A 17,700-nucleotide genomic window follows, 5' to 3' on the forward strand; every position below is an offset into this window, starting at 1 on the left:
GCCCCAAGTGCCCCAATGGTTTCAGGCGCCTGCAAACCGACCCATTGCGGAGCGGGAATCAGGCTACAACACTTGTGCCACAAGGATTATGGTTCGGACTTAAAATCCGCCGACCGCAAGGTCATGCCGGTTCGATTCCGGCTCCGGGCACCAACATGGCAACGCAGCAGGGTGTCCGCGCTTCGGGACATCGCACGGGGAACCGGCAAACGCTCAGATCGCACGCGAATAGCGCGGTTGTTCGTGCGCGCTGCGCAGGTAAGGATCGAAGCACATGGCCAGCAGCCGCAGCAGCGGCCGTCCCGGCTCGCTGGCACGCACCACGCCGTCGTGGCACTCGGCCAGACCATCGGCCTGCAACTGCCAGACCGAGCGCAGATCCTCGGCAAAGTACTGCCCGGCATCGATGCCATGGCGCTGGCCCAGCGCATGCAGGTCCACTTCGCCCTGGCACATCAGCTGCTGGATCAGTTCCGCGCGCAACTGATCATCCGCACTCAGCGCAACGCCACGCCAGACCGGCAGCTGGCCCTGGTCTACTGCTTCCTCCCACGACGCCAGATCACGCGGGTTCTGGCTGTAGCTGGCACCGATGTGGCTGATTGCACTGACGCCCAGCCCCAACAGATCGGTATTGGCGTGCGTGGTGTAACCCATGAAGTTGCGATGCAGCTGCCCGGCCCGCTGCGCGCGCGACAGATCCTCTTCCGGCAGCGCGAAATGATCCATGCCGATGTACTGGTAGCCGGCCGCCGAGAGCCTCTCCACCGCCAGGCCCAGCAACGCCAGCTTGTCTTCCGGGGTGGGCAAGCGGCTTTCATCGATCTGCTTCTGCGCGCGGAACAGATGCGGCAGGTGCGCATAGCCGTAGACCGCCAGGCGATCGGGGCGCAGCGCCAACACCTGTTCCAGGGTGAGGCCGAATCCCTGCAGGGTCTGTCCGGGCAGGCCATAGATCAGGTCGACATTGACCGAGCGCATGCCGCTATCGCGGCAGGCGCGCAGGATATCCAGCGTCTGGCGCACGCCCTGCACCCGATTGATCGATGCCTGCACCTGCGGATCGAAATCCTGCACGCCCAGACTGGCGCGATTGAAGCCCAGCCGTGCCAGCATGGCCACGTCACCGGCGTCGATGAAGCGCGGATCGAGCTCGATCGAGAAATCGCGCTGTGACGAATCACTGAAGTCGAAGCGGCGACGCAGACCTTCCACCAGCGTGGTCATCGCGTCGGCATCGAGAAAGTTCGGGGTGCCGCCGCCCAGGTGCAGCTGGATCACTTCGCGGCCGTCCTCGAACTGCGATGCGAGCAGATCGGCCTCGGCCAGCACACGCGACACGTAGCTGTGCCCGCGCCCCCGGTCGCGGGTGATGATCCGGTTGCACCCACAGTAGAAACAGGGGCTGGAACAGAACGGCACATGCACGTACAGCGACAAGGCCCGGGCCTGCCGGTTGCTGTCGGCGATTGCCTGGCGCAGCGCCGGGGCGTCGAAGCCCTCATGGAAGTGCGGCGCGGTCGGATACGAGGTGTAGCGCGGCCCGGGCCGGTCGTGCCGGCGCAGCAGATCGGGGTCGAAGGTCCAGGCCAGGCCGCCGGCAGCGGGAGAGAACGTGTCCATGCCGCCAGCATCGCGCCGGACGGACGGCGGCGCCTTGACCCAGATCAATCCTGGCCAGGCAATCCCAGCACCGGCAGCCCGACCTGCGGCCAGCGCAGCATCTGGTAGCGCTTCCAGAAAGTGTCACCGATGCGCGCGGCCACGTCGTTGGCCAGCTCCTGCATGGGCAGGTTGCCGCACTCGGCGGTGGTGATCCGGAACAGCACCAGCCAGCGGTCGAACAGGTCCTTGTCCAGTTCGATGGCCATGTGCTTGGACATCGGCGAACCCTTGAAGCGGCGGGTGACGCGCAGCATCGCCGACCAGAAGTCGACCAGCTGCGCCAGGTGCTCCGGCCAGTCATGCACGTGCGCCTCGAACACCGGACCCAATCGTTCCTCTTCGCGCACACGGGCGTAGAAGTCGTGGACCAGGCGGGTCACTTCCTGCTCGGTGCACAGCTCGGGTGAGGCGACAGGAAGGACAGGCGGCGGTGTTGCGTTCATCGGGGTACCCAAGGCGTGCCGGCAGTGTGCCGCAGCAGAGCAGCATCGCCGTTGATCCAGATCAATGTCGGCGCACTCGGCTGCACCTAGGCTGCCATGCTTGCAGGAAGCATGCCCTGCGGATGCGGCACCAACCTGGGCGAAGTATACGCGCCGCCCACTTTTCGATCCGGGACAGCATGAACAGACCTCCTCCCAACCGCCGCCAGCAACTGATCCAGCACTGGGGCGCCATCCTCTGGCCCAGCTTCATCGCCGCCGGCCTGGCCAGCGTGGTGTTCTTTGCCTTCGTCGATCCGCTGCGGCTGCAGGCCATCAGCTTCCCGGGGACGGCCATCAGCCGCGAGCTGGGCTATACCGCAGGCTTCTTCATGTTCTGGGCGGTGACCGCCTTGTCCAGCGCCGTCACCTGGTACCTGCAACGACCGTTGCCCAGCGACGACGACGACGAGCTGCCGCTGGGATGAACACGACCTGCGCCATTGCATCCCGTCCCTGGCACTGGCGGGGCACGCTCAGTGCCGCCCTGCTGGTGCTGTTCTACGCGCTGCCGTGGCTGCGCTGGGACGGTCGCCAGGCCCTGCTGCTGGACATCAATGCGCGACGCTTCGACCTGTTCGGCTGGACCCTCTGGCCCGGTGACGTCGGCGTGCTGATCGGCCTGCTGGCAGTGCTGGCCGTTGGCCTGGCCCTGCTCACCCACCTCGCCGGGCGGGTGTGGTGTGGCCATGCCTGCCCACAGACGCTGTGGCGGCGCGCCTTCGACTGGATCGCCCACGGCCTGGGCCGGCTGCTGCCGGCCCAGGCCACGCGCCCGGCCACGCAACTGGCCTGGGCGCTGCTGTCACTCTGGACCGGCATCACCTTCGTCGGACTGTTCAGCCCGATCGCGGAACTGGTCACCGCCCTGCCCCGCGCTGCATGGAGCGGCTGGGAAACGTTCTGGGTGCTGTTCTACGCCGCTGCCACCTGGGGCAATGCAGGCTTCCTGCGCGAACAGGTCTGCCGCTCGCTGTGCCCGTTCGCGCGCGCACAGCCGCTGCTGACCGACCCGTACACGCCGCGCATGCTGTATGACGCCCGGCGCGGGGAACCGCGCGGGCCCCGCCCGTCCGGTCTGGGCGGCGTGCTCGGCCGTGGTCGCGGCCTGCTCGACCCGACCACCGCACAGGACTACGTATTCCGTGCAGCGCACCCGCTGCTGGCCGGGCCGACGCCGACCTTCAGCGACAACCGGCTGGGCGACTGCACCGATTGCCTGGCCTGTGTCCGCGCCTGCCCGATGCAGCTGGACATCCGCCAGGGCCCGCAGGCCGACTGCCTGGCCTGTGGCGCCTGCCTGGAAGCTTGCGCACAGCAGCAGCACCAGGCCGGTTTCGGTCCCGGCCTGGTGCGCTACTGCAGTCCACAGGCGATGGCAGGACAGCCGCGGCGCGGATGGCGGCCCCGTACCCTGGTTCTGTTGTCGATGCTGCTGGCGCTGTTGGCCTGGGGCGCCTGGCGCCTGCTCTGAATCAACGCTTCAAAGCGACCCGTTGGCGTGCGGCGGAACCAGCTGCGCACGTCGGACGATGCCCAGCTGTTCGATGATCAGCGCCATTTCGTTGGTGACCTCGGTACGCTCGGTCCCCTGCGGAACCAAGCGGTCCAGCACCTGCTGGTAGGTATCCCAGAACGCCGGACCGCATCCGTGTTTGTGATAGCTGGCTTCCAGTTCGCGGCGTACCCGTTCAGCCAAGCCATGCATGCCGTATTCCATACGACCTCCGTTGGACTTGTTCTGCATCGTTGACGGTCTACCGACTCACTTGCGTGCTACTGAAAGACTCCCGGGTTTCACGACCGGTTGACTCCAATTAGTCATAGATTTCACGACAGGTCAATTACATCCGCTCGCTTTCGTGATCGAAATTATTAATCGTTCACAAAACTGCATACGGAAGCACCATGGCTCCGGATGGGCCAGACCCGACACGACGCCCGTCACCCGGTGGCCCCAATTCAGTAGGCACTGCCAATGGGCAGAGCCAGTTCCATCGAATTTCTCTACTTTGCTAAGCATGCTTTGCGTTTCACGCTTAGCGCGCTAAAGACGACATCTTGTGGCGTAGCTCACTCGAATTCGGGTTCGGCGGCCTCGACGACCGGGAACAGGTTCGGGTATTGCTGATGAAGGATGTACTGCCGCAACGCAGGAATCGGGCCATCCTTGGGCCATTGCGACACTGCGGATCGGCTTATGCCAAAGAAGTGCGCCAGTTCGGCGTCCGTATGGAAGCCCAGCCGGTCGCGCACCTGCCGCTTGCTCCAGAATCCAGTCATGATCGGTCCTTCTGCTAATCAGACCGATTCTTGCGACAAGGCCTCTTTACGATCCAGGCGTTAAGCTGGCTTGCATAGATGAATACTCTCGGCCAACGACTCGCCATTGCCATGAAGAAAGCCGGGCACCCGCGCCCGGCCGATCTGGCCCGTGCCGCCGATTCAACGACGGCAACCATCAGCAACTGGCTCAACGACCATGTCAGCCCAGCCCATGTGAAGGCCGAACAGCTGTTCCGCATCGCCGATGCGGCCAAGCTGGACGCGCGCGAACTGCTGTACGGGGTGAGCGGCGGTGGGGTCGGTGAACGCGGCAACGCCTACATGCCCAGCCAGGCCCATCTGGATGTCTGGCAGGACGCCTACGAACTGGTCAGCCACCTGGTCGAGGAGAACGGCCTGGAGATGGACCACCGTCGCCACGCCGCACTCGATCTGCTGGCGTTCGAGCTGTTGATGGACGGCTTCAGCCGCAGCAAGGTGGCCCGGGTGTTGAAGACCTCGATGTCCTGAACGCGCTGACGCTTGCACGCCGGCGCTGGTAGCATGGGCCGCGATGGGGATGGGGCTCCCCCGATAACCGCCTGAGAAGGCTGATGGCTCCTGCCAGGACGAACGTGGCGTTCGTCGATGGCAGGCCGTGCCTGCCTTCGGCGTTCGCCATCAACACCGCGAACCCGCTCTCGAGGCATGCGATGCAATCACTGAACAACTATCTTCTGGTCTTCGTCGGAGGCGGTGTCGGCGCCTGCCTGCGCCACGCCTGCAACCTGATCGGCGCACGGGTGGCCGTGGGCAGTCCGTGGCCGTGGTCCACGTTCCTGATCAATCTCAGCGGTGCACTGCTGATGGGCGTGGTGGTGGAGGCCTTCGCACTGCGCAATGGCGCCTCGCCGCAGCTGCGCCTGCTGCTGGCCACCGGCATCCTGGGCGGCTACACCACCTTCTCCACCTATGCGCTTGAAATCGGCCTGCTGCTGCAACGTGGCCAGCATGGGTTGGCCGCGCTGTATGCCGGCGGCTCGGTGGCCCTGGGCGTGGCCGGCCTGTTCGGCGGCATGAAGCTGGCCCGGTTGGCGTTGGGCTGAGGCTCAGGCAGCGCTGGCGCGGTCCTGCCCGCGCCACTGCCGGGGTGACTGCCCGGTATGCGCCTTGAAGGCCCGCGACAGTGCCGCTTCGCTGCCGTAGCCCACCTCATCGGCGATCCGCTTCAGCGGCCGGCCCTGACGCAATGCCTGCTGCGCCAATCCCACCCGCCAGCCCTGCAGGTACTGGCCCGGCGTGGTGCCCATCGCCTCGCGGAAGCTGGCCGCAAACACACTGCGCGACATCCCGGCTACTTCGGCCAGATCCTCCAGCGTCCAGGCCTGCGCTGGCGCTTCGTGCATCGCCACCAGCGCCAATCGCAGCCGCGGATGGCCCAACCCGGCGAACAGGCCGCCGCGCATCTCGCCGCCCTCCATCAACTGGCGCAATACCTGGATCATCACCACCTCGAACAGGCGGTTGACCATCGCCGCGCGCCCGCAGCGCTGCTCGAACGCTTCTTCGAACAACAACTCCAGTGCCGCATTGCCGCCGTACAGTTCGGCCAGCGGCAGGCAGATGAAATCGGGCAGCGCCGCACTGATCGGGTTGAGCCGGCCGCCCTCGAAATGCAGGTTCGCGCAGGCCATGTCGGCGCCTCGCTGCGGATCGGTGCTGAAACGGTGTGGCATCGGGCGCGGATACAGCAGCAGGCTGGGTACATCGACCTGCACGGTCTGCTGGCCGTGGCGGACATGCAGCGGCCCCCTCCTTACCAGGTGCAACTGACCGGCCTCGTCCTCGCCCTCCAGGCTGTTGATGCCGCACAACGCACCGGCATGGAACACCGAGGCGGTGACCGCGAAACGCTCCAGCAGGATGGCGAGGCGGTCAACCATGACAGGACTCCAGATCACGCAGATGGCGTTCAATACGACAAATCGTATCGGAATCAGCGCCGTATGGGGCGACACTGGCCTGGCGATGGATCAGGCGCTATACACGCCGGACATCCCACGCACGGAGGCACCGATGTCGAACCGCATCGCCCTGATCCTGCTGCCGCTGCTGCTGTTGGCCGCGTCCGCCCACACGCAGGCGGCCTCGCCGCCGAAGATCGCGCAGCTGGCCTGGCTGACCGGATGCTGGCAGCTTGATGGTCACCCCGAAGGCGCCGGCGAGCAGTGGTCCACGCTGGCCGGCGGCACCCTGTTCGGCAGCAGCCGCAGCGTGCGCGACGGGCGCACCGTCGGCTTCGAGTTCATGCAGCTGCGCCAGCACGATGATGGTCGTCTGGTGCTGACTGCCCTGCCCTCCGGCCAGAACCCCACCGATTTCAACGCCACCCACGTCGATGACACCGAGGCCGTGTTCGAGAATCCGGCCAACGACTTCCCGCAGCGCATCCGCTACCGCCGCCTGGACGAACAGCGCGCGCACGCGCGCATCGAGGTCGCGCAGGACAACCCGGCACAGGCGGTGGATTTCCCGATGCACCGCGTTGCCTGTGGTGGACCGGTGCCGGCGCGCTGACCTTCTCCATCCTCGTGTCCATCGCGTATGGTGGAGCTGCGATCCCTGCGGCAGTGCAGCGCGCGCAAGGTTGCGCCGCGATCTATGCTCGGCGCCATTCCCGGATGGAATGATTACGATGCGTCGCTCGTTTGGACATGCCCTAGCCCTCGCCTTGCTGTTGCCTGCGACATCGTTGCTGGCGGCACCGCCCACGGCACCACGCACACTCAGTGGTGAACTGCAGGGGGCGCCGTGGCGGCTGGATGTGCCTGCAACCTGGAATGGCGAGCTGGTGATGCTGGCTCACGGCTATGAACCCGTGGGCGTGCCACGCACCACACCGATGACCGCCAATGACAGCACCACAGCGCTGCTGGGCGCAGGTTACGCCGTCGCGCAGAGTGCGTATTCCAACCAGGGCTGGGCAGTGGCCGAAGCGATCAATGACACCGAACGCCTGCGCGAACACGCCGCGCGGGAACTCAAGCACGTGCGCCATACCTGGATGCTGGGATTCTCGATGGGCGGTGCGGTGACCATCGGCAGCCTCGAGCGCTTCCCGCAGCACTACGCCGGCGGCGTTTCGCTGTGCGGCGCCAACCTCAGCGGCGAGCAGATCGCGGCGGACCTGCTGGCGACACTGGTCGCATTCGATTATTTTTTCCCCGCCGCCGAAGGCCTGCCGCGCAGCGGCCTGGTTTCGCGGGAAGCGGCAGCGCTGCCGCAGGGCGCGCTGTACCAAGGCATCGCCCTTGCCCTGCAACGCGATCCCGCGCGCGCGGCAGTGCTGGCGCAGCGGTTGCAGGTCTCCGCCGATGCACTGGCCGGCACCATCAGCCTGCATGCGCTGGTCCTGCACGAGCTGGCCACGCGCAGCGGCGGCCTGCCGGTCGGCAACCGCAACGTGGACTACAGCGGTTTCGGTGACGACGCAGCATTCAATGCCGGCGTGCAGCGCCTCGATGCGGTGCCTGCCGCGCAGGCCAAGGTGCGCAGCACGCTGGCGCTGACCGGCGCCCTGAAGCGGCCGCTGGTGATCCAGTTCAACCACAACGATCCCACCATCGTGCCGCACATGCAGACGCTGTATCCGCAACTGGCCAAGAGTGCCGGCGCTGCGCCGTTGCCGCAGGTGCTGCCTGCGGTGGGTGAAGGTCACTGTGGCTTCTCCGATGCCCAGGTCGTCGAGGCGCTGAAAGCGGTGCAGCGCTGAGCGCAGCATCGCGCCGCAGTGCGGCGGGACAGCGCGGCACCGACTGCTATGGTGGCCTGGCCCATTGACGGGCAGACAAAGGACTGACGTGATGATCAAGACGACCTTGAAGACCGTGATGCTCCTTGGCATGGCCGTGACCGGCCTGGCCTTCGCCGCAGATTCCTGCGACTTCTGCACGCTGAAGTACGAACAATGCCTGCGTGCGACGCATGGACCGCTGGGCAAGACCTCCGAGCAGTGCGACGCCGAGTACCGCCTGTGCCGTGAAACGGATTGCCCGTCTCCCTGACCGGCGTCCGGCCGGCTCCTGCGGGAGCCGGCTCAGCCCGCCACGTTGGCAAACGCTTACGATACAGAGACCGGTAGCGCCCCTGCCGCCGTCTCTCCCTGCTGAAGCAACGCACACGATGGCCTTCTTCGAACGACTGAGTGACACCCGCTACCTGCCGACCAAGTTCGACCTGTCCAACGGCATGGCGGTGCGCGCCGACCCCAGGACTGTGGCCTTCCCCAACCTGGACCTGACCGCGCACCTGTTCGGCGTGCCTGAAGGCGAATGGCTGGGCTTTGACACCCCGGTGTCGTTCGGCCAGCAGGGCCTGGGCCTGACCAGCACGGTGCTGCACGATGCACGCGGCCCGATCGGGACGCTTGCCCAGGCCCTTACCGTGCGTCCGTAACCGGTAGCGGGCGGCCTCAGCCGCCCAGCGTGCCCATCGTGAAGGTGTAGCCGGAGCTCATCAGGAATTCGCGCATGCGCATTTCCGCGCGTCGCGGCGAGGCCAGGTTGGCCGGGGCATACAGCGCGTAGACCACGCCGGCACCTTCGATGGCCTCGCGGCGCACGCCGCAATGGCGGGTTTCCGATGCGACCACCCATCCGTCCTTCAAACGGTCCGGCCCGATCGACTGGCCGTTCATCAGCCGGAATGTCAGCCAGCGTACTTCCGCAGAGGATTTGTTCATTGCCGGCCTGCCGGCTGCATGCCACGGTCGTTCATGTCCTTGCTCGCCATTGCAGCTCCCTAAGACTTGGAACCTGACCATAGCGCCTTGCCATGTCGTGGGGAAATGAGACTGAAAAGCAGGCCTGTGGGCACCCGCCGGGCTATGCTGCACGCCCACTCGGCCGCGGCCATCGCCTGCCGCCACGACAAGGATCGTCATGCATCGCTACCTCCTGCTCATCACGGCCGCCTCCATCGTTGCCGTTCTCGGCATGCAACCGGTTCGCGCAGAGGACGGTACGCCCGCAGGCGCATCATCGGCGTGGACTCTGGTGCGGAAGGAGGCCACCGACGAGAGTGCCGGCAGATGCGCGATCTTTCCGCGTGCCCCGTCACGCCCCTATCCATTCTTCATCTTCGAGCCGGGGCTGGCGCCCACCATCGGCGTGTCATTCAGTGAGGTCGGCAACACCGGGATCGGTGTAAGGGTGGATGCTCATCCGGAAGCAAATGATCGAAGAATCATCCTGGATCGCGACACCGCCGTGATCCTCGAACAGATCCGTGCCGGTGGCCAGCACATTACCGCGCGCGACAGCGTTGCACGCAACACATTCAGTACGCACGGCCTGCTGCCATTGCTGGACGCTTGCGCGATGCAGGCGCAGCCGTAGGTCGACGATCGACAAGTGCTGCACGAGCGCGGCATCCGGACAAAACAAAAAAGCCCTGACCGGAGTCAGGGCTTTTCAATTGGAGGCCTCAAGCGGAATCGAACCGCTGTAAACGGATTTGCAATCCGGTGCATAGCCACTCTGCCATGAGGCCAACGTACTGCGCGTCAGGAACGTAGCCCTGACAAGACAAAACCCCAAGATGGGGCCTGTCGGAACATGGAGCGGGAAACGAGACTCGAACTCGCGACCTCAACCTTGGCAAGGTTGCGCTCTACCAACTGAGCTATTCCCGCATAAGCCGACATGGTACCGGAAATCCGGAACACACACCAGCGATTTCACCTTTCTGACTGCGCGCAAAGCCTTGTGGCTCAACGTGCCCCGCCTTGCCGTGGCGGGAGAAAAACAAGGCCCCTGTCGGGGCCCTGTAGAATCTGGAGCGGGAAACGAGACTCGAACTCGCGACCTCAACCTTGGCAAGGTTGCGCTCTACCAACTGAGCTATTCCCGCAGATTCATTCGACCTGCGTCGAAGGAGCGCTATTGTGTCCAAATTCCTTCACGTCGTCAACAGTCTTCACACGATGCCGTCATGGCCCTGCGCCGTGGGGTACGCTGCCCCGCCCGGCCCGGTTCACCCATGTTCCTTCGCGGTATGCCCCTGCTGATCGCCCTGCTGCTGCAACTGCTGGTGGCGCTGCTGTTGTGGACACTGATTCCATTGGGCATGAGCTGGTATCGCGACACCATCGGCTTCACGTCGCATCGCGACATCGGCCTGGGCATCGCGCAGTTCCATGTCTTCTGGATGCTCATCGGCGTCCAGCCGCTGATCGCCGTGCTGCGACCGCTGTGGGCCAAGCTGCTGGTGCTGGCAATTCCTTTGGCTTTCGCCACCTGGACGCTGATGCACAACCATCCGCTGCGCATGCTCTATTTCACCTTCGGGCCTGGCCTGCTGACACTGGCTGCCATCTTCGCCAGCCGGCGCCTTTCATCACCCGGACCTTCGCTGCCCAGCACGGACACCGCAGATGCCTAGGCGCTACATCCGCTTGTTCTGGCTGCTGGTCGCACTGACCTGGCTCGCCCTGATCGCCGCACTGGTCAATGCCGGCTTCACGCCCGACTACTGGCTGCTGCGCCGCCTGGAAGGCGCCGAACTGCCCTACCCGACCAGCACCGTGGTCCTGTTCGCGCTGCTGGGTACCGTTGAACTGGTGGTGGCCGCGCTGATCGTGCGGCCCTGGCGGTTGAAACGCCTGTGGCTGCGCTTGCTGATCGCCTTTGTCCTGCTGCTGGCATGGTCGGTGCCGTGGATGCTGTCGGCGATGCATCAACCGCCCGTGCACGGCATGCACCTGCTGTGGTTGCTGCTGCTGGACGTCGGCCTGCTGCTGGCGCTGTGCCTGGTGTCGGCGGTGAGTCTCATGCGAAGAATTCGCGACGGGAAGAAGGCCGGGAGGACCGCTCCGTAGCGCATTCGATCCAAGGGCTTCGCCAGCTCATTTTCGGATCTCTTGCATGGATTGCTACCGACCTGAGCGGCAAGGTTGAGTGTCCGACAGCGAAGAACGCCCGAGTCGTGCTCCTGCCCAACGCACTCCGCGACTCCCATGTCTTCTGGCTGCTCGCATCATTGATCTGGCCGCTGCCTTTCTGCGCGCTCGTCCATGCAGGATTTCAACCCGATCATTGGCAGTTGCACCACACCGACTCCGGCACAGGGCCCTACCCCACCGGCTCAGTCATTACCTTCGCACTGATCATCGCTGAAGAGAACGTCGCGCTGGGCCTGATGGTGCAAGCTTGGCGATTCCATCGCTTGTGGCTGCGCATGCTGATCGGCATCCTGCCGTGGCTGGGCTGGACCCTGCTGTGGGGCGCGTCGGCCATGCATCAATCGCCCGTGCGTGGCGTGCACATGCTCTGGTTGCTGGCCGCCTGCGCACCCTTGCTGCTGGCGCTGCTTGTGATCGAGCCAGTCTCCGCCTGCCCTCGGCTACGGCGTTGGCTCAGCCGCTGACTGCGCCTGCTTCCGGAACTCCACCCGCACGTGCTGGCCGAAGCGCGCCTTGGCCTCGCCATCGAACTCGAGCACGCACTCCACCACCTTGGCTACGCCACGGCCTGCGTCTTCAGGCAGGCGCGCCTGCGCGAACACCGGGCTGATGCGCACCACGCGCGCCAGTGGCAGCGGGGCGGCGTTGCCGGCGCCATCGCTGTCCGGCACCACGGTGGCCTGCATGCCCACCTGCACCGCATCGGCGTAGGCGGCACTGAGTTCGGCGCGCACTTGCAGCGGGCGCGCCGGCAGCAGCGAGATCGCCGGTTTGCCGGCCCGCACGAATGCACCGGGGCCCGGCACCTGGCCGACCACAGTGCCGGCGTCCGGCGCGGTCAGCGACATCTGCTGCAGTTTCAGCTTGGCGTGCTCCAGCTTGTGCTGGGCCATGTCGACCTGCGCAGCGGCCACGTCAACGTCGACGCGCACACTCGCCAGTTGCTGCTTGGCCGCGTCAGCCTGCTGGTTGGACGACACGCCTTCGCTGGCGCCGGTGGCCAGGCGGGCGGCGTTACGCTCCAGTTCGCGCAACTGCGCCTGGCTGCCCTTCAACCGGTCATTGGCCAAGGCCAGATCGGCGCTGGCCATCGCCACCTCCTGTTGCAGCAATGCACCATCCAACGACAGCAGGAGCTGTCCCTTCTTCACCAGCGCACCCTCCTTCACCGGCGCTGCGCTGATCGAGCCGTCCATCGGCGGTGCGAGCGCAATCAGCCCACCCTCCACATCAATGATGCCGCGCGCAACGGCGACCTTGTTGGCGGCATCGCCGGTCTTGCCCGCAGGAGCGGTTGCAGGCGCAGACGCCTCCCTGGCGCAGGCGCCGAGCAGCAACGCTGCGGACAAAGCCAGGCCGAGCGAAAACAGGTGCGATGTTCTGATCATGGGGCGGACTCTACGGTTTCATTCTGGCGGCGGTCATCACGGACCATGCCGTCTTCCATGGCGATCACCCGATCGGCATGCCGGATCAGGCGTGGATCGTGGCTCACGCACAGCACAGTGGCGCCATGTGCACGCGCGTAACGATGCAGGATGTCGATGACGCGCTGGCCATTCTCGGCATCCAGCGCACTGGTCGGTTCGTCGGCGAAGATCAGCGTCGGCGACTTGGCGAAGGCGCGAGCCACCGCCACGCGTTGCTTCTCTCCGCCGGACAGCTGCGCCGGGCGCATATGGCTGCGATGGCCCAGGCCGACCTCTTCCAGTGCTCTGCGCGCCAACGGTTCGCTATCGCGATTGCGCATGCCCCGGTAGCCCAAGGGCAGCTGCACCTGTTCCAGCGCGGTCAGCGCCGGGAACAGATTGAAGCCCTGGAACACGAACCCGACATGATGCAGCCGGAATCGCTCCACCTCGCTGCGGCTCATGTGCCCCACATCCTGGCCGAGCGCATGTACGCGGCCACCATCGGGCGACGACAGGCCGGACAGCAGCGACAACAGCGTGCTCTTGCCGCAGCCGGACGGTCCTGAGACCAGGGTCAGTTCACCGGGATAGATGTCCAGTGACAGGCCTCGCAGCACCGGCACCTGCACATCGCCGGACAGGAAGCCCTTCTCCAGTGCGTCGGCCTGCAGAGTTGGCGCAACGGCGCGCGTGGATGTCATCGGCCAGCCCTCAGCGCAACAGCAACGATGGATCGGAGCGGACGACGCTGCGTACCGCCATGATGCTCGACAGCATGGCCATCACCGCGACCAGCGCCACGCAGCCGAGGATGACCATCGGCGTCAGCTGCACCGGCACGCGCTGGGTCTGCGCGATCAACAGCACCACGGTGCTGAACGCCGCCGCCAGCAACATGCCCACACCACCAATCAGCAGCGCCTGCTCGAACACCACCCGCGCCAGCGCATAGCGACCGGCACCGAGTGCATTGAGCGTGGCGTACTCGCGCACCGAACCGGCCACCACCGAGGCGAACGATTGGTTGGTGATCACCGCGCCGACGAAGCAGACGATGACCGCCATGAACAGCACCGCGATGCCGGCGCCGGTATCGAACAGCCAGTACCGCTGCGAGCGGCTGGCGAACTCGGGCGCCGTCCAGAACTCGACCGGCGTGGCCTGGCCCATCGAGGCCGACAGGCGATCGCGTACGCGATCGGCCAGCTCCGGCGAGCGCAGGCCCGCCACGAAATAGGTGCTGCCTTCATGCGGATCGGTGCCGGCAATGGCGCGCGCAGTATCCAGCGAGGCCAGCACGTTGACACCCCCAAGACCCCGCAGGCCGGGTTGTGCGGCGACCACACGCACGGCCTTGCCGTTGATCCAGGCACGGTTGTTCTGCAGGTCCACGCCCAGCGTATCCAGATCGGCGCTGTCGACGATCACCGCGCCCGGCTCGCGCAGTTGCGCACGCAGGTCAGCCGGCAGGATGCGCGCGAACATCATCGCGTCGTCGGCGGTGGCGATGCCGGACAGGTACACCGACACGTTGCCGGTGCCCGGCGCACTGGAGCGCCACTCGCCATCGACCCACTCGTAGGGTTCGACGCGGGTGACATCCGGGTCCATGCGCAGGTGGCTTTCCACATCGGCGCTGATGGCATGACCGTAGTTGACGCTCTGTGTCCCGGGAAAACCGGCCCAGATATCGGCCGACGACGCTTTCACGTAAATCGCAGCGGTGCCGAAGATGCCCAGCACCAGCGCCGCCTGCACGATCAGCAGCACGCCGGCGAAGCACATCGCCATCACCACCGGCAGGAACCGGCGCCACTCATAGGCCAGGGTCTTGCGGGCCAGCGCGATCATTGCGCCGCATCCTCGGTCTCGACCGGCAACGGTGCGCCGCCAAGCGCGCGGTACAGCGACGCAAACGCCAGCACGCGCGCGCCCTGCGCACCGATCAGATCAGCCTGCGCGGCGAGTGCGGCACGCTGTGTGTCCAGACCCTCGAATTCGCTGGACAGGCCCAGCTGCACCTGCCGTGCCTGGCGCCTGACCTGCTGGCTGGCGGCCTCGTTGGCCGCACGCAGCGACTGGATGCTGCTGTCCTGTCGGGCCAGGCTGCCCAGTGCGCCTTCCACTTCGCTTACGCCTTCCAGCACCGCCTTGCGGTAGCCCAGCAACGCGGCGCCCAGCTGCTTGTCCTCGGCCTGGAAGCGCGCACGGCGCTGGCCCCAGTCCCACAGCGGTATGTCGATGTAGGGGCCGATCGAGGGGCTGGAATCAGAGTTGGAGCGCGCATTCTGGGTGAGGTTGTAGGCGTACAGGATCGAGCCGCCCAGACTGACCCGTGGGTACATCGCCGCGCGCGCGGTGCCCTTGTCGGCCGCAGCCTGCAGCACCGCCGATTCGGCCAGCAGGATCTGCGGGCGATGCCGCAGCAGGTCCGCTGGCACCTGCTGCAAGGCAAACACACCGAGTCTGGGCGGCGTGCGCCAGGCGCGCCACGCCGGGTCCGGGCCATCGCGGCCGAGCAACAGCGCCAGTGCACGCGCTGCGCTGTCTGCATTCTCACGCGCCTGCGCCGACGCCGCGCGCGTGGCCGCCTGGCGCGCCTGCAGGCGTTCCAGCTCTCCCGGTTCATCCAGGCGCAGGCGCTGCCGCACCCGGGCCAACTGCTCGCCGCGATCGTCCACGGCCTGCTGACGGGCCAGCAGGTCCTGCTGCGCCTGCGCCACGGTCAGATCCAGATAGCTGCGCACCACGTCGGCAATCACCGCCACCTGCGCGGCGCTGCGCAGTGCTTCGGCATTGCCGGCCGAGGCCTGCGCCGCCAGATGCGCACTTTCGGCGGCACCGAACAGACCCAGATCCCAGATCGCTTCAATGCCAGCATGGAAATAGGTATCGACGGCGGCGGCGTCCTGCACCTGCTTGGCGCTGGCCGAGATCTCCGGCAGGAAGCGCGAATCGGCGGTGCCCGATGTGATCCGCACTGCCTGCAGGCGCAGCGTGGCCTGCTGCAGGTCGAGGTTGTCGGCGATGGCCTGGTCGACCAGACCATCGAGTGCCGGGTCGGACAGTGCCTTCCACCACTGCCGCGCATCCACCGCCACGCCGCTTCCCGGTGGCGGCTGGGTCCAGGCGCTCGGCGTACGGTCAGGCAGCTCTGGAACGGGCACCGACATGCAACCGGCCAGCGCCAGGCTGGCCAGCAATGCACCCGGACGCAGCACCCCCTGCAAGGTAAGTCCGCGCCCGGTCCTGGGCACTGCCACTGGAGTGATACGCCTGACCACCGGCCTGCCAACGTGTTAAGGGAGCACGCAGGCTACCGTGTGATTGTGGAGCGAACATGGAGAAATGGTCCGAAAAAGGTCACAGCACGCGTGCGGTTCAGGCAGCGCGACCCGAGCCTTTCACTCCGCTTTCAATGCGTTCCCGGCACGGAACACTGGACGACTTTCACGGTGTATTGCCGCTGGCGAGTGACTGGCTTGATCACCACACTGATTGTCGCCGCACTCGCGGTCGCGTTGAGCACCCCACTGGCCTCGAACGCCGTACTGCTCCTGATGGAGCACAGCAACGTCATTCCCGGTGAATCTTAGATCTTCACGTTCGAACCGTGCGCGATGCCCAGGCCACGGGACGCGCGCTGACGGGGCGATGGCGCACCCGGAGTGGCAAACGAAAAACGCCCCCTTTCGGGAGCGTTCTTCTTGAATCTGGAGCGGGAAACGAGACTCGAACTCGCGACCTCAACCTTGGCAAGGTTGCGCTCTACCAACTGAGCTATTCCCGCAGATTCCGTTCGACCTGCGTCGAAGGAGCGCTATTGTGTCGATATTGCTGCACGGCGTCAACAGGAAATTTCACCTGCATGGCCGGGCAGCGTTCAGCCCCCAGGCTACGTTCCCCGGTGTGCAGCCCGACGTTGAGCGGTCAATCGCCCGGCAGATGATCCATCCCCTGTGCAGGCGCCGCTTGCCATGGAACGCCGGTACCGTGCAGCGCGTTGTCCGCAAACGAAAAACGCCCCCTTGCGGGAGCGTTTTTCTTGAATCTGGAGCGGGAAACGAGACTCGAACTCGCGACCTCAACCTTGGCAAGGTTGCGCTCTACCAACTGAGCTATTCCCGCTTGGGAGGCGAAATTCTACCCGTTCTCAGGATGGCGTCAAGCGCTTTTTTCGGGTCTGCAAGTCGACCTGCATTACGCATCCACGCATGGCGTGGATGGAAACATCATCGTTGGGGTCAGCGCCCTTTCCCTGGGAAATGGGTCCGACCCCGGCACTCAGTTGCCCAGCTTCTTCTGCCGCGAACGCTCGCGCGCGGCGCGCTCGTCTTCGCGCAGGCTCGGCCAGGCGGCGTGCAGGTACTGCAGGCCCGACCACAGGGTCAGCACTGCGGCAATGGCCAGCGTCCAATCACCAATGTGGAATACCGGCCAGCCCATCCAGATGTCTTCCACCGGTACGTTCGGCGCCACCGAGTACAGCAGGCACAACAGCGCGACCATCTGTGCGGTGGTCTTGATCTTGCCGATCATCGCCACGCGCACCTTGGCGCGCTGGCCCAGCTCGGCCATCCATTCGCGCAGCGCCGACACCGCGATTTCGCGGCCGACGATCACCGCCGCCCAGAAGGCCATCCACGGCGTCGGGTGGCCCTGCACGATCAGGAACAGCGCCACCGCCACCATCAACTTGTCCGCCACCGGATCGAGGAAAGCGCCGAATGCCGACTCCAGCTGGTAGCGGCGGGCGATCCAGCCATCGAGCCAGTCGGTGATCGCGGCCAGGCCGAAGATCGCCGCCGAAGCGAAGTTGGTCCAGGTGTAGGGCAGGTAGAACACCAGCACCAGCACCGGGATCATCACGATCCGCAACAACGTGAGCCAGGTGGGCAGGGTCAACTTCATGCTT

At 65.7% G+C, this 17,700-nt stretch carries 23 protein-coding genes, 5 tRNA genes and 1 riboswitch; of the genes, 12 read left to right on the forward strand and 16 right to left on the reverse strand.

Features of this window, described 5'->3' with window-relative positions; translation table 11 throughout:
- Window positions 1–213: 213 nt before the first annotated feature.
- On the reverse strand, window positions 214–1,623 hold the full coding sequence (gene hemN / locus LZ605_RS08420; RefSeq protein WP_249844457.1) for an oxygen-independent coproporphyrinogen III oxidase: 1,410 nt from the start codon (window positions 1,621–1,623) through the stop codon (window positions 214–216).
- Between the two features lie 44 nt (window positions 1,624–1,667).
- Window positions 1,668–2,108, reverse strand: coding sequence for a group III truncated hemoglobin (locus tag LZ605_RS08425; RefSeq protein WP_249844458.1), 441 nt, complete (start codon window positions 2,106–2,108; stop codon window positions 1,668–1,670).
- A 179-nt stretch (window positions 2,109–2,287) separates the two neighbouring features.
- Between LZ605_RS08425 and LZ605_RS08430 the strand changes: the two genes are divergently transcribed.
- Together LZ605_RS08430 and LZ605_RS08435 are read left to right on the forward strand one after the other, a co-directional pair.
- The gene (locus tag LZ605_RS08430; RefSeq protein WP_249844459.1) at window positions 2,288–2,575 is read left to right on the forward strand and encodes a hypothetical protein; all 288 of its coding nucleotides are present in this window, start codon (window positions 2,288–2,290) and stop codon (window positions 2,573–2,575) included.
- A complete protein-coding gene (locus LZ605_RS08435) occupies window positions 2,572–3,621 on the forward strand; it encodes a 4Fe-4S dicluster domain-containing protein (protein WP_249844460.1) in 1,050 nt (349 codons plus the stop codon). The genes LZ605_RS08430 and LZ605_RS08435 overlap by 4 nt, the downstream gene beginning before the upstream one ends.
- 9 nt (window positions 3,622–3,630) lie before the next feature.
- On the opposite strand, the gene LZ605_RS08440 is transcribed toward LZ605_RS08435, so the two are convergent.
- Window positions 3,631–3,867: a hypothetical protein gene (locus tag LZ605_RS08440; RefSeq protein WP_249844461.1), complete on the reverse strand. Its 237-nt coding sequence runs from the start codon at window positions 3,865–3,867 to the stop codon at window positions 3,631–3,633.
- Window positions 3,868–4,220: 353 nt separating this feature from the next.
- Window positions 4,221–4,430, reverse strand: coding sequence for a Cro/CI family transcriptional regulator (locus tag LZ605_RS08445; protein WP_249844462.1), 210 nt, complete (start codon window positions 4,428–4,430; stop codon window positions 4,221–4,223).
- Window positions 4,431–4,541: 111 nt separating this feature from the next.
- Here LZ605_RS08445 and LZ605_RS08450 point away from each other — a divergent pair, with 111 nt between their 5' ends.
- On the forward strand, window positions 4,542–4,943 hold the full coding sequence (locus LZ605_RS08450) for a helix-turn-helix transcriptional regulator (protein ID WP_306803895.1): 402 nt from the start codon (window positions 4,542–4,544) through the stop codon (window positions 4,941–4,943).
- A 36-nt stretch (window positions 4,944–4,979) separates the two neighbouring features.
- A riboswitch (Fluoride riboswitch) is annotated at window positions 4,980–5,043 on the forward strand.
- 82 nt (window positions 5,044–5,125) lie between these two features.
- Window positions 5,126–5,518, forward strand: coding sequence for a fluoride efflux transporter CrcB (gene crcB / locus LZ605_RS08455; RefSeq protein ID WP_107233120.1), 393 nt, complete (start codon window positions 5,126–5,128; stop codon window positions 5,516–5,518).
- A 3-nt stretch (window positions 5,519–5,521) separates the two neighbouring features.
- On the opposite strand, the gene LZ605_RS08460 is transcribed toward crcB, so the two are convergent.
- Entirely contained in the window at window positions 5,522–6,355 is an 834-nt protein-coding gene (locus LZ605_RS08460; protein WP_249844464.1) for an AraC family transcriptional regulator, read from the reverse strand.
- Window positions 6,356–6,488: 133 nt separating this feature from the next.
- Between LZ605_RS08460 and LZ605_RS08465 the strand changes: the two genes are divergently transcribed.
- The 4 genes from LZ605_RS08465 to LZ605_RS08480 all read left to right on the forward strand — a co-directional run bounded on the left by LZ605_RS08465 (window position 6,489) and on the right by LZ605_RS08480 (window position 8,867).
- Window positions 6,489–6,989, forward strand: a complete 501-nt coding sequence (locus LZ605_RS08465; protein WP_249844465.1) for a DUF6265 family protein — start codon at window positions 6,489–6,491, stop codon at window positions 6,987–6,989.
- A gap of 118 nt (window positions 6,990–7,107) precedes the next feature.
- Entirely contained in the window at window positions 7,108–8,184 is a 1,077-nt protein-coding gene (locus LZ605_RS08470; protein WP_249844466.1) for an alpha/beta hydrolase family protein, read from the forward strand.
- A 91-nt stretch (window positions 8,185–8,275) separates the two neighbouring features.
- The gene (locus LZ605_RS08475) at window positions 8,276–8,476 is read left to right on the forward strand and encodes a hypothetical protein (protein WP_249844467.1); all 201 of its coding nucleotides are present in this window, start codon (window positions 8,276–8,278) and stop codon (window positions 8,474–8,476) included.
- Window positions 8,477–8,594: 118 nt separating this feature from the next.
- Window positions 8,595–8,867 carry an acyl-CoA thioesterase domain-containing protein gene (locus LZ605_RS08480; RefSeq protein ID WP_249844468.1) on the forward strand — a complete coding sequence of 91 codons (273 nt, stop codon included), beginning with the start codon at window positions 8,595–8,597 and terminating at the stop codon, window positions 8,865–8,867.
- A 16-nt stretch (window positions 8,868–8,883) separates the two neighbouring features.
- Here LZ605_RS08480 and LZ605_RS08485 read toward each other — a convergent pair whose 3' ends face one another.
- A complete protein-coding gene (locus LZ605_RS08485; RefSeq protein ID WP_057495854.1) occupies window positions 8,884–9,153 on the reverse strand; it encodes a hypothetical protein in 270 nt (89 codons plus the stop codon).
- Window positions 9,154–9,352: 199 nt separating this feature from the next.
- Here LZ605_RS08485 and LZ605_RS08490 point away from each other — a divergent pair, with 199 nt between their 5' ends.
- On the forward strand, window positions 9,353–9,808 hold the full coding sequence (locus LZ605_RS08490; RefSeq protein ID WP_249844469.1) for a hypothetical protein: 456 nt from the start codon (window positions 9,353–9,355) through the stop codon (window positions 9,806–9,808).
- An 80-nt stretch (window positions 9,809–9,888) separates the two neighbouring features.
- Here LZ605_RS08490 and LZ605_RS08495 read toward each other — a convergent pair.
- The 3 genes from LZ605_RS08495 to LZ605_RS08505 all read right to left on the reverse strand — a co-directional run bounded on the left by LZ605_RS08495 (window position 9,889) and on the right by LZ605_RS08505 (window position 10,322).
- Window positions 9,889–9,962: transfer RNA gene (locus LZ605_RS08495), tRNA-Cys, on the reverse strand.
- A 66-nt stretch (window positions 9,963–10,028) separates the two neighbouring features.
- A tRNA-Gly gene (locus LZ605_RS08500) sits at window positions 10,029–10,104 on the reverse strand.
- Window positions 10,105–10,246: 142 nt separating this feature from the next.
- Window positions 10,247–10,322 (reverse strand) — tRNA-Gly (locus LZ605_RS08505).
- Window positions 10,323–10,403: 81 nt separating this feature from the next.
- Between LZ605_RS08505 and LZ605_RS08510 the strand changes: the two genes are divergently transcribed.
- From LZ605_RS08510 to LZ605_RS08520, 3 genes are all read left to right on the forward strand, one after another.
- Window positions 10,404–10,853 (forward strand): hypothetical protein, encoded by a 450-nt coding sequence (locus LZ605_RS08510; RefSeq protein ID WP_249844470.1) that lies wholly within the window; start codon window positions 10,404–10,406, stop codon window positions 10,851–10,853.
- Window positions 10,846–11,289, forward strand: a complete 444-nt coding sequence (locus tag LZ605_RS08515; protein WP_249844471.1) for a hypothetical protein — start codon at window positions 10,846–10,848, stop codon at window positions 11,287–11,289. The genes LZ605_RS08510 and LZ605_RS08515 overlap by 8 nt, the downstream gene beginning before the upstream one ends.
- Before the next feature lie 107 nt (window positions 11,290–11,396).
- A complete protein-coding gene (locus tag LZ605_RS08520; RefSeq protein WP_249844472.1) occupies window positions 11,397–11,837 on the forward strand; it encodes a hypothetical protein in 441 nt (146 codons plus the stop codon).
- Here LZ605_RS08520 and LZ605_RS08525 read toward each other — a convergent pair.
- The 7 genes from LZ605_RS08525 to pgsA all read right to left on the reverse strand — a co-directional run bounded on the left by LZ605_RS08525 (window position 11,814) and on the right by pgsA (window position 17,696).
- Window positions 11,814–12,761, reverse strand: a complete 948-nt coding sequence (locus LZ605_RS08525; protein WP_249844473.1) for an HlyD family secretion protein — start codon at window positions 12,759–12,761, stop codon at window positions 11,814–11,816. The genes LZ605_RS08520 and LZ605_RS08525 overlap by 24 nt on opposite strands.
- Window positions 12,758–13,486, reverse strand: a complete 729-nt coding sequence (locus LZ605_RS08530) for an ABC transporter ATP-binding protein (protein WP_107233067.1) — start codon at window positions 13,484–13,486, stop codon at window positions 12,758–12,760. Before LZ605_RS08530 ends, LZ605_RS08525 begins: the two co-directional genes overlap by 4 nt.
- Window positions 13,487–13,496: 10 nt before the next feature.
- Window positions 13,497–14,636 (reverse strand): ABC transporter permease, encoded by a 1,140-nt coding sequence (locus tag LZ605_RS08535; protein ID WP_249844474.1) that lies wholly within the window; start codon window positions 14,634–14,636, stop codon window positions 13,497–13,499.
- The gene (locus LZ605_RS08540; protein ID WP_409461432.1) at window positions 14,633–15,958 is read right to left on the reverse strand and encodes a TolC family protein; all 1,326 of its coding nucleotides are present in this window, start codon (window positions 15,956–15,958) and stop codon (window positions 14,633–14,635) included. Before LZ605_RS08540 ends, LZ605_RS08535 begins: the two co-directional genes overlap by 4 nt.
- A 541-nt stretch (window positions 15,959–16,499) precedes the next feature.
- A tRNA-Gly gene (locus LZ605_RS08545) sits at window positions 16,500–16,575 on the reverse strand.
- Between the two features lie 262 nt (window positions 16,576–16,837).
- A tRNA-Gly gene (locus LZ605_RS08550) sits at window positions 16,838–16,913 on the reverse strand.
- A gap of 156 nt (window positions 16,914–17,069) precedes the next feature.
- A complete protein-coding gene (gene pgsA / locus LZ605_RS08555; RefSeq protein ID WP_021203601.1) occupies window positions 17,070–17,696 on the reverse strand; it encodes a CDP-diacylglycerol--glycerol-3-phosphate 3-phosphatidyltransferase in 627 nt (208 codons plus the stop codon).
- Between the last annotated feature and the right edge of the window lie 4 nt (window positions 17,697–17,700).

Source organism: Stenotrophomonas maltophilia (assembly GCF_023518235.1).
GTDB lineage: Bacteria > Pseudomonadota > Gammaproteobacteria > Xanthomonadales > Xanthomonadaceae > Stenotrophomonas.

Bases quoted from the DNA above. Each gene is read 5' to 3' on its own strand.
- hemN (WP_249844457.1), bottom strand. From the start codon at position 1,623: ATGGACACGTTCTCTCCCGCTGCCGGCGGCCTGGCCTGGACCTTCGAC.
- LZ605_RS08425 (WP_249844458.1), bottom strand. From the start codon at position 2,108: ATGAACGCAACACCGCCGCCTGTCCTTCCTGTCGCCTCACCCGAGCTG.
- LZ605_RS08430 (WP_249844459.1), top strand. From the start codon at position 2,288: ATGAACAGACCTCCTCCCAACCGCCGCCAGCAACTGATCCAGCACTGG.
- LZ605_RS08435 (WP_249844460.1), top strand. From the start codon at position 2,572: ATGAACACGACCTGCGCCATTGCATCCCGTCCCTGGCACTGGCGGGGC.
- LZ605_RS08440 (WP_249844461.1), bottom strand. From the start codon at position 3,867: ATGGAATACGGCATGCATGGCTTGGCTGAACGGGTACGCCGCGAACTG.
- LZ605_RS08445 (WP_249844462.1), bottom strand. From the start codon at position 4,430: ATGACTGGATTCTGGAGCAAGCGGCAGGTGCGCGACCGGCTGGGCTTC.
- LZ605_RS08450 (WP_306803895.1), top strand. From the start codon at position 4,542: ATGAAGAAAGCCGGGCACCCGCGCCCGGCCGATCTGGCCCGTGCCGCC.
- crcB (WP_107233120.1), top strand. From the start codon at position 5,126: ATGCAATCACTGAACAACTATCTTCTGGTCTTCGTCGGAGGCGGTGTC.
- LZ605_RS08460 (WP_249844464.1), bottom strand. From the start codon at position 6,355: ATGGTTGACCGCCTCGCCATCCTGCTGGAGCGTTTCGCGGTCACCGCC.
- LZ605_RS08465 (WP_249844465.1), top strand. From the start codon at position 6,489: ATGTCGAACCGCATCGCCCTGATCCTGCTGCCGCTGCTGCTGTTGGCC.
- LZ605_RS08470 (WP_249844466.1), top strand. From the start codon at position 7,108: ATGCGTCGCTCGTTTGGACATGCCCTAGCCCTCGCCTTGCTGTTGCCT.
- LZ605_RS08475 (WP_249844467.1), top strand. From the start codon at position 8,276: ATGATCAAGACGACCTTGAAGACCGTGATGCTCCTTGGCATGGCCGTG.
- LZ605_RS08480 (WP_249844468.1), top strand. From the start codon at position 8,595: ATGGCCTTCTTCGAACGACTGAGTGACACCCGCTACCTGCCGACCAAG.
- LZ605_RS08485 (WP_057495854.1), bottom strand. From the start codon at position 9,153: ATGAACAAATCCTCTGCGGAAGTACGCTGGCTGACATTCCGGCTGATG.
- LZ605_RS08490 (WP_249844469.1), top strand. From the start codon at position 9,353: ATGCATCGCTACCTCCTGCTCATCACGGCCGCCTCCATCGTTGCCGTT.
- LZ605_RS08510 (WP_249844470.1), top strand. From the start codon at position 10,404: ATGGCCCTGCGCCGTGGGGTACGCTGCCCCGCCCGGCCCGGTTCACCC.
- LZ605_RS08515 (WP_249844471.1), top strand. From the start codon at position 10,846: ATGCCTAGGCGCTACATCCGCTTGTTCTGGCTGCTGGTCGCACTGACC.
- LZ605_RS08525 (WP_249844473.1), bottom strand. From the start codon at position 12,761: ATGATCAGAACATCGCACCTGTTTTCGCTCGGCCTGGCTTTGTCCGCA.
- LZ605_RS08530 (WP_107233067.1), bottom strand. From the start codon at position 13,486: ATGACATCCACGCGCGCCGTTGCGCCAACTCTGCAGGCCGACGCACTG.
- LZ605_RS08535 (WP_249844474.1), bottom strand. From the start codon at position 14,636: ATGATCGCGCTGGCCCGCAAGACCCTGGCCTATGAGTGGCGCCGGTTC.
- LZ605_RS08540 (WP_409461432.1), bottom strand. From the start codon at position 15,958: ATGTCGGTGCCCGTTCCAGAGCTGCCTGACCGTACGCCGAGCGCCTGG.
- pgsA (WP_021203601.1), bottom strand. From the start codon at position 17,696: ATGAAGTTGACCCTGCCCACCTGGCTCACGTTGTTGCGGATCGTGATG.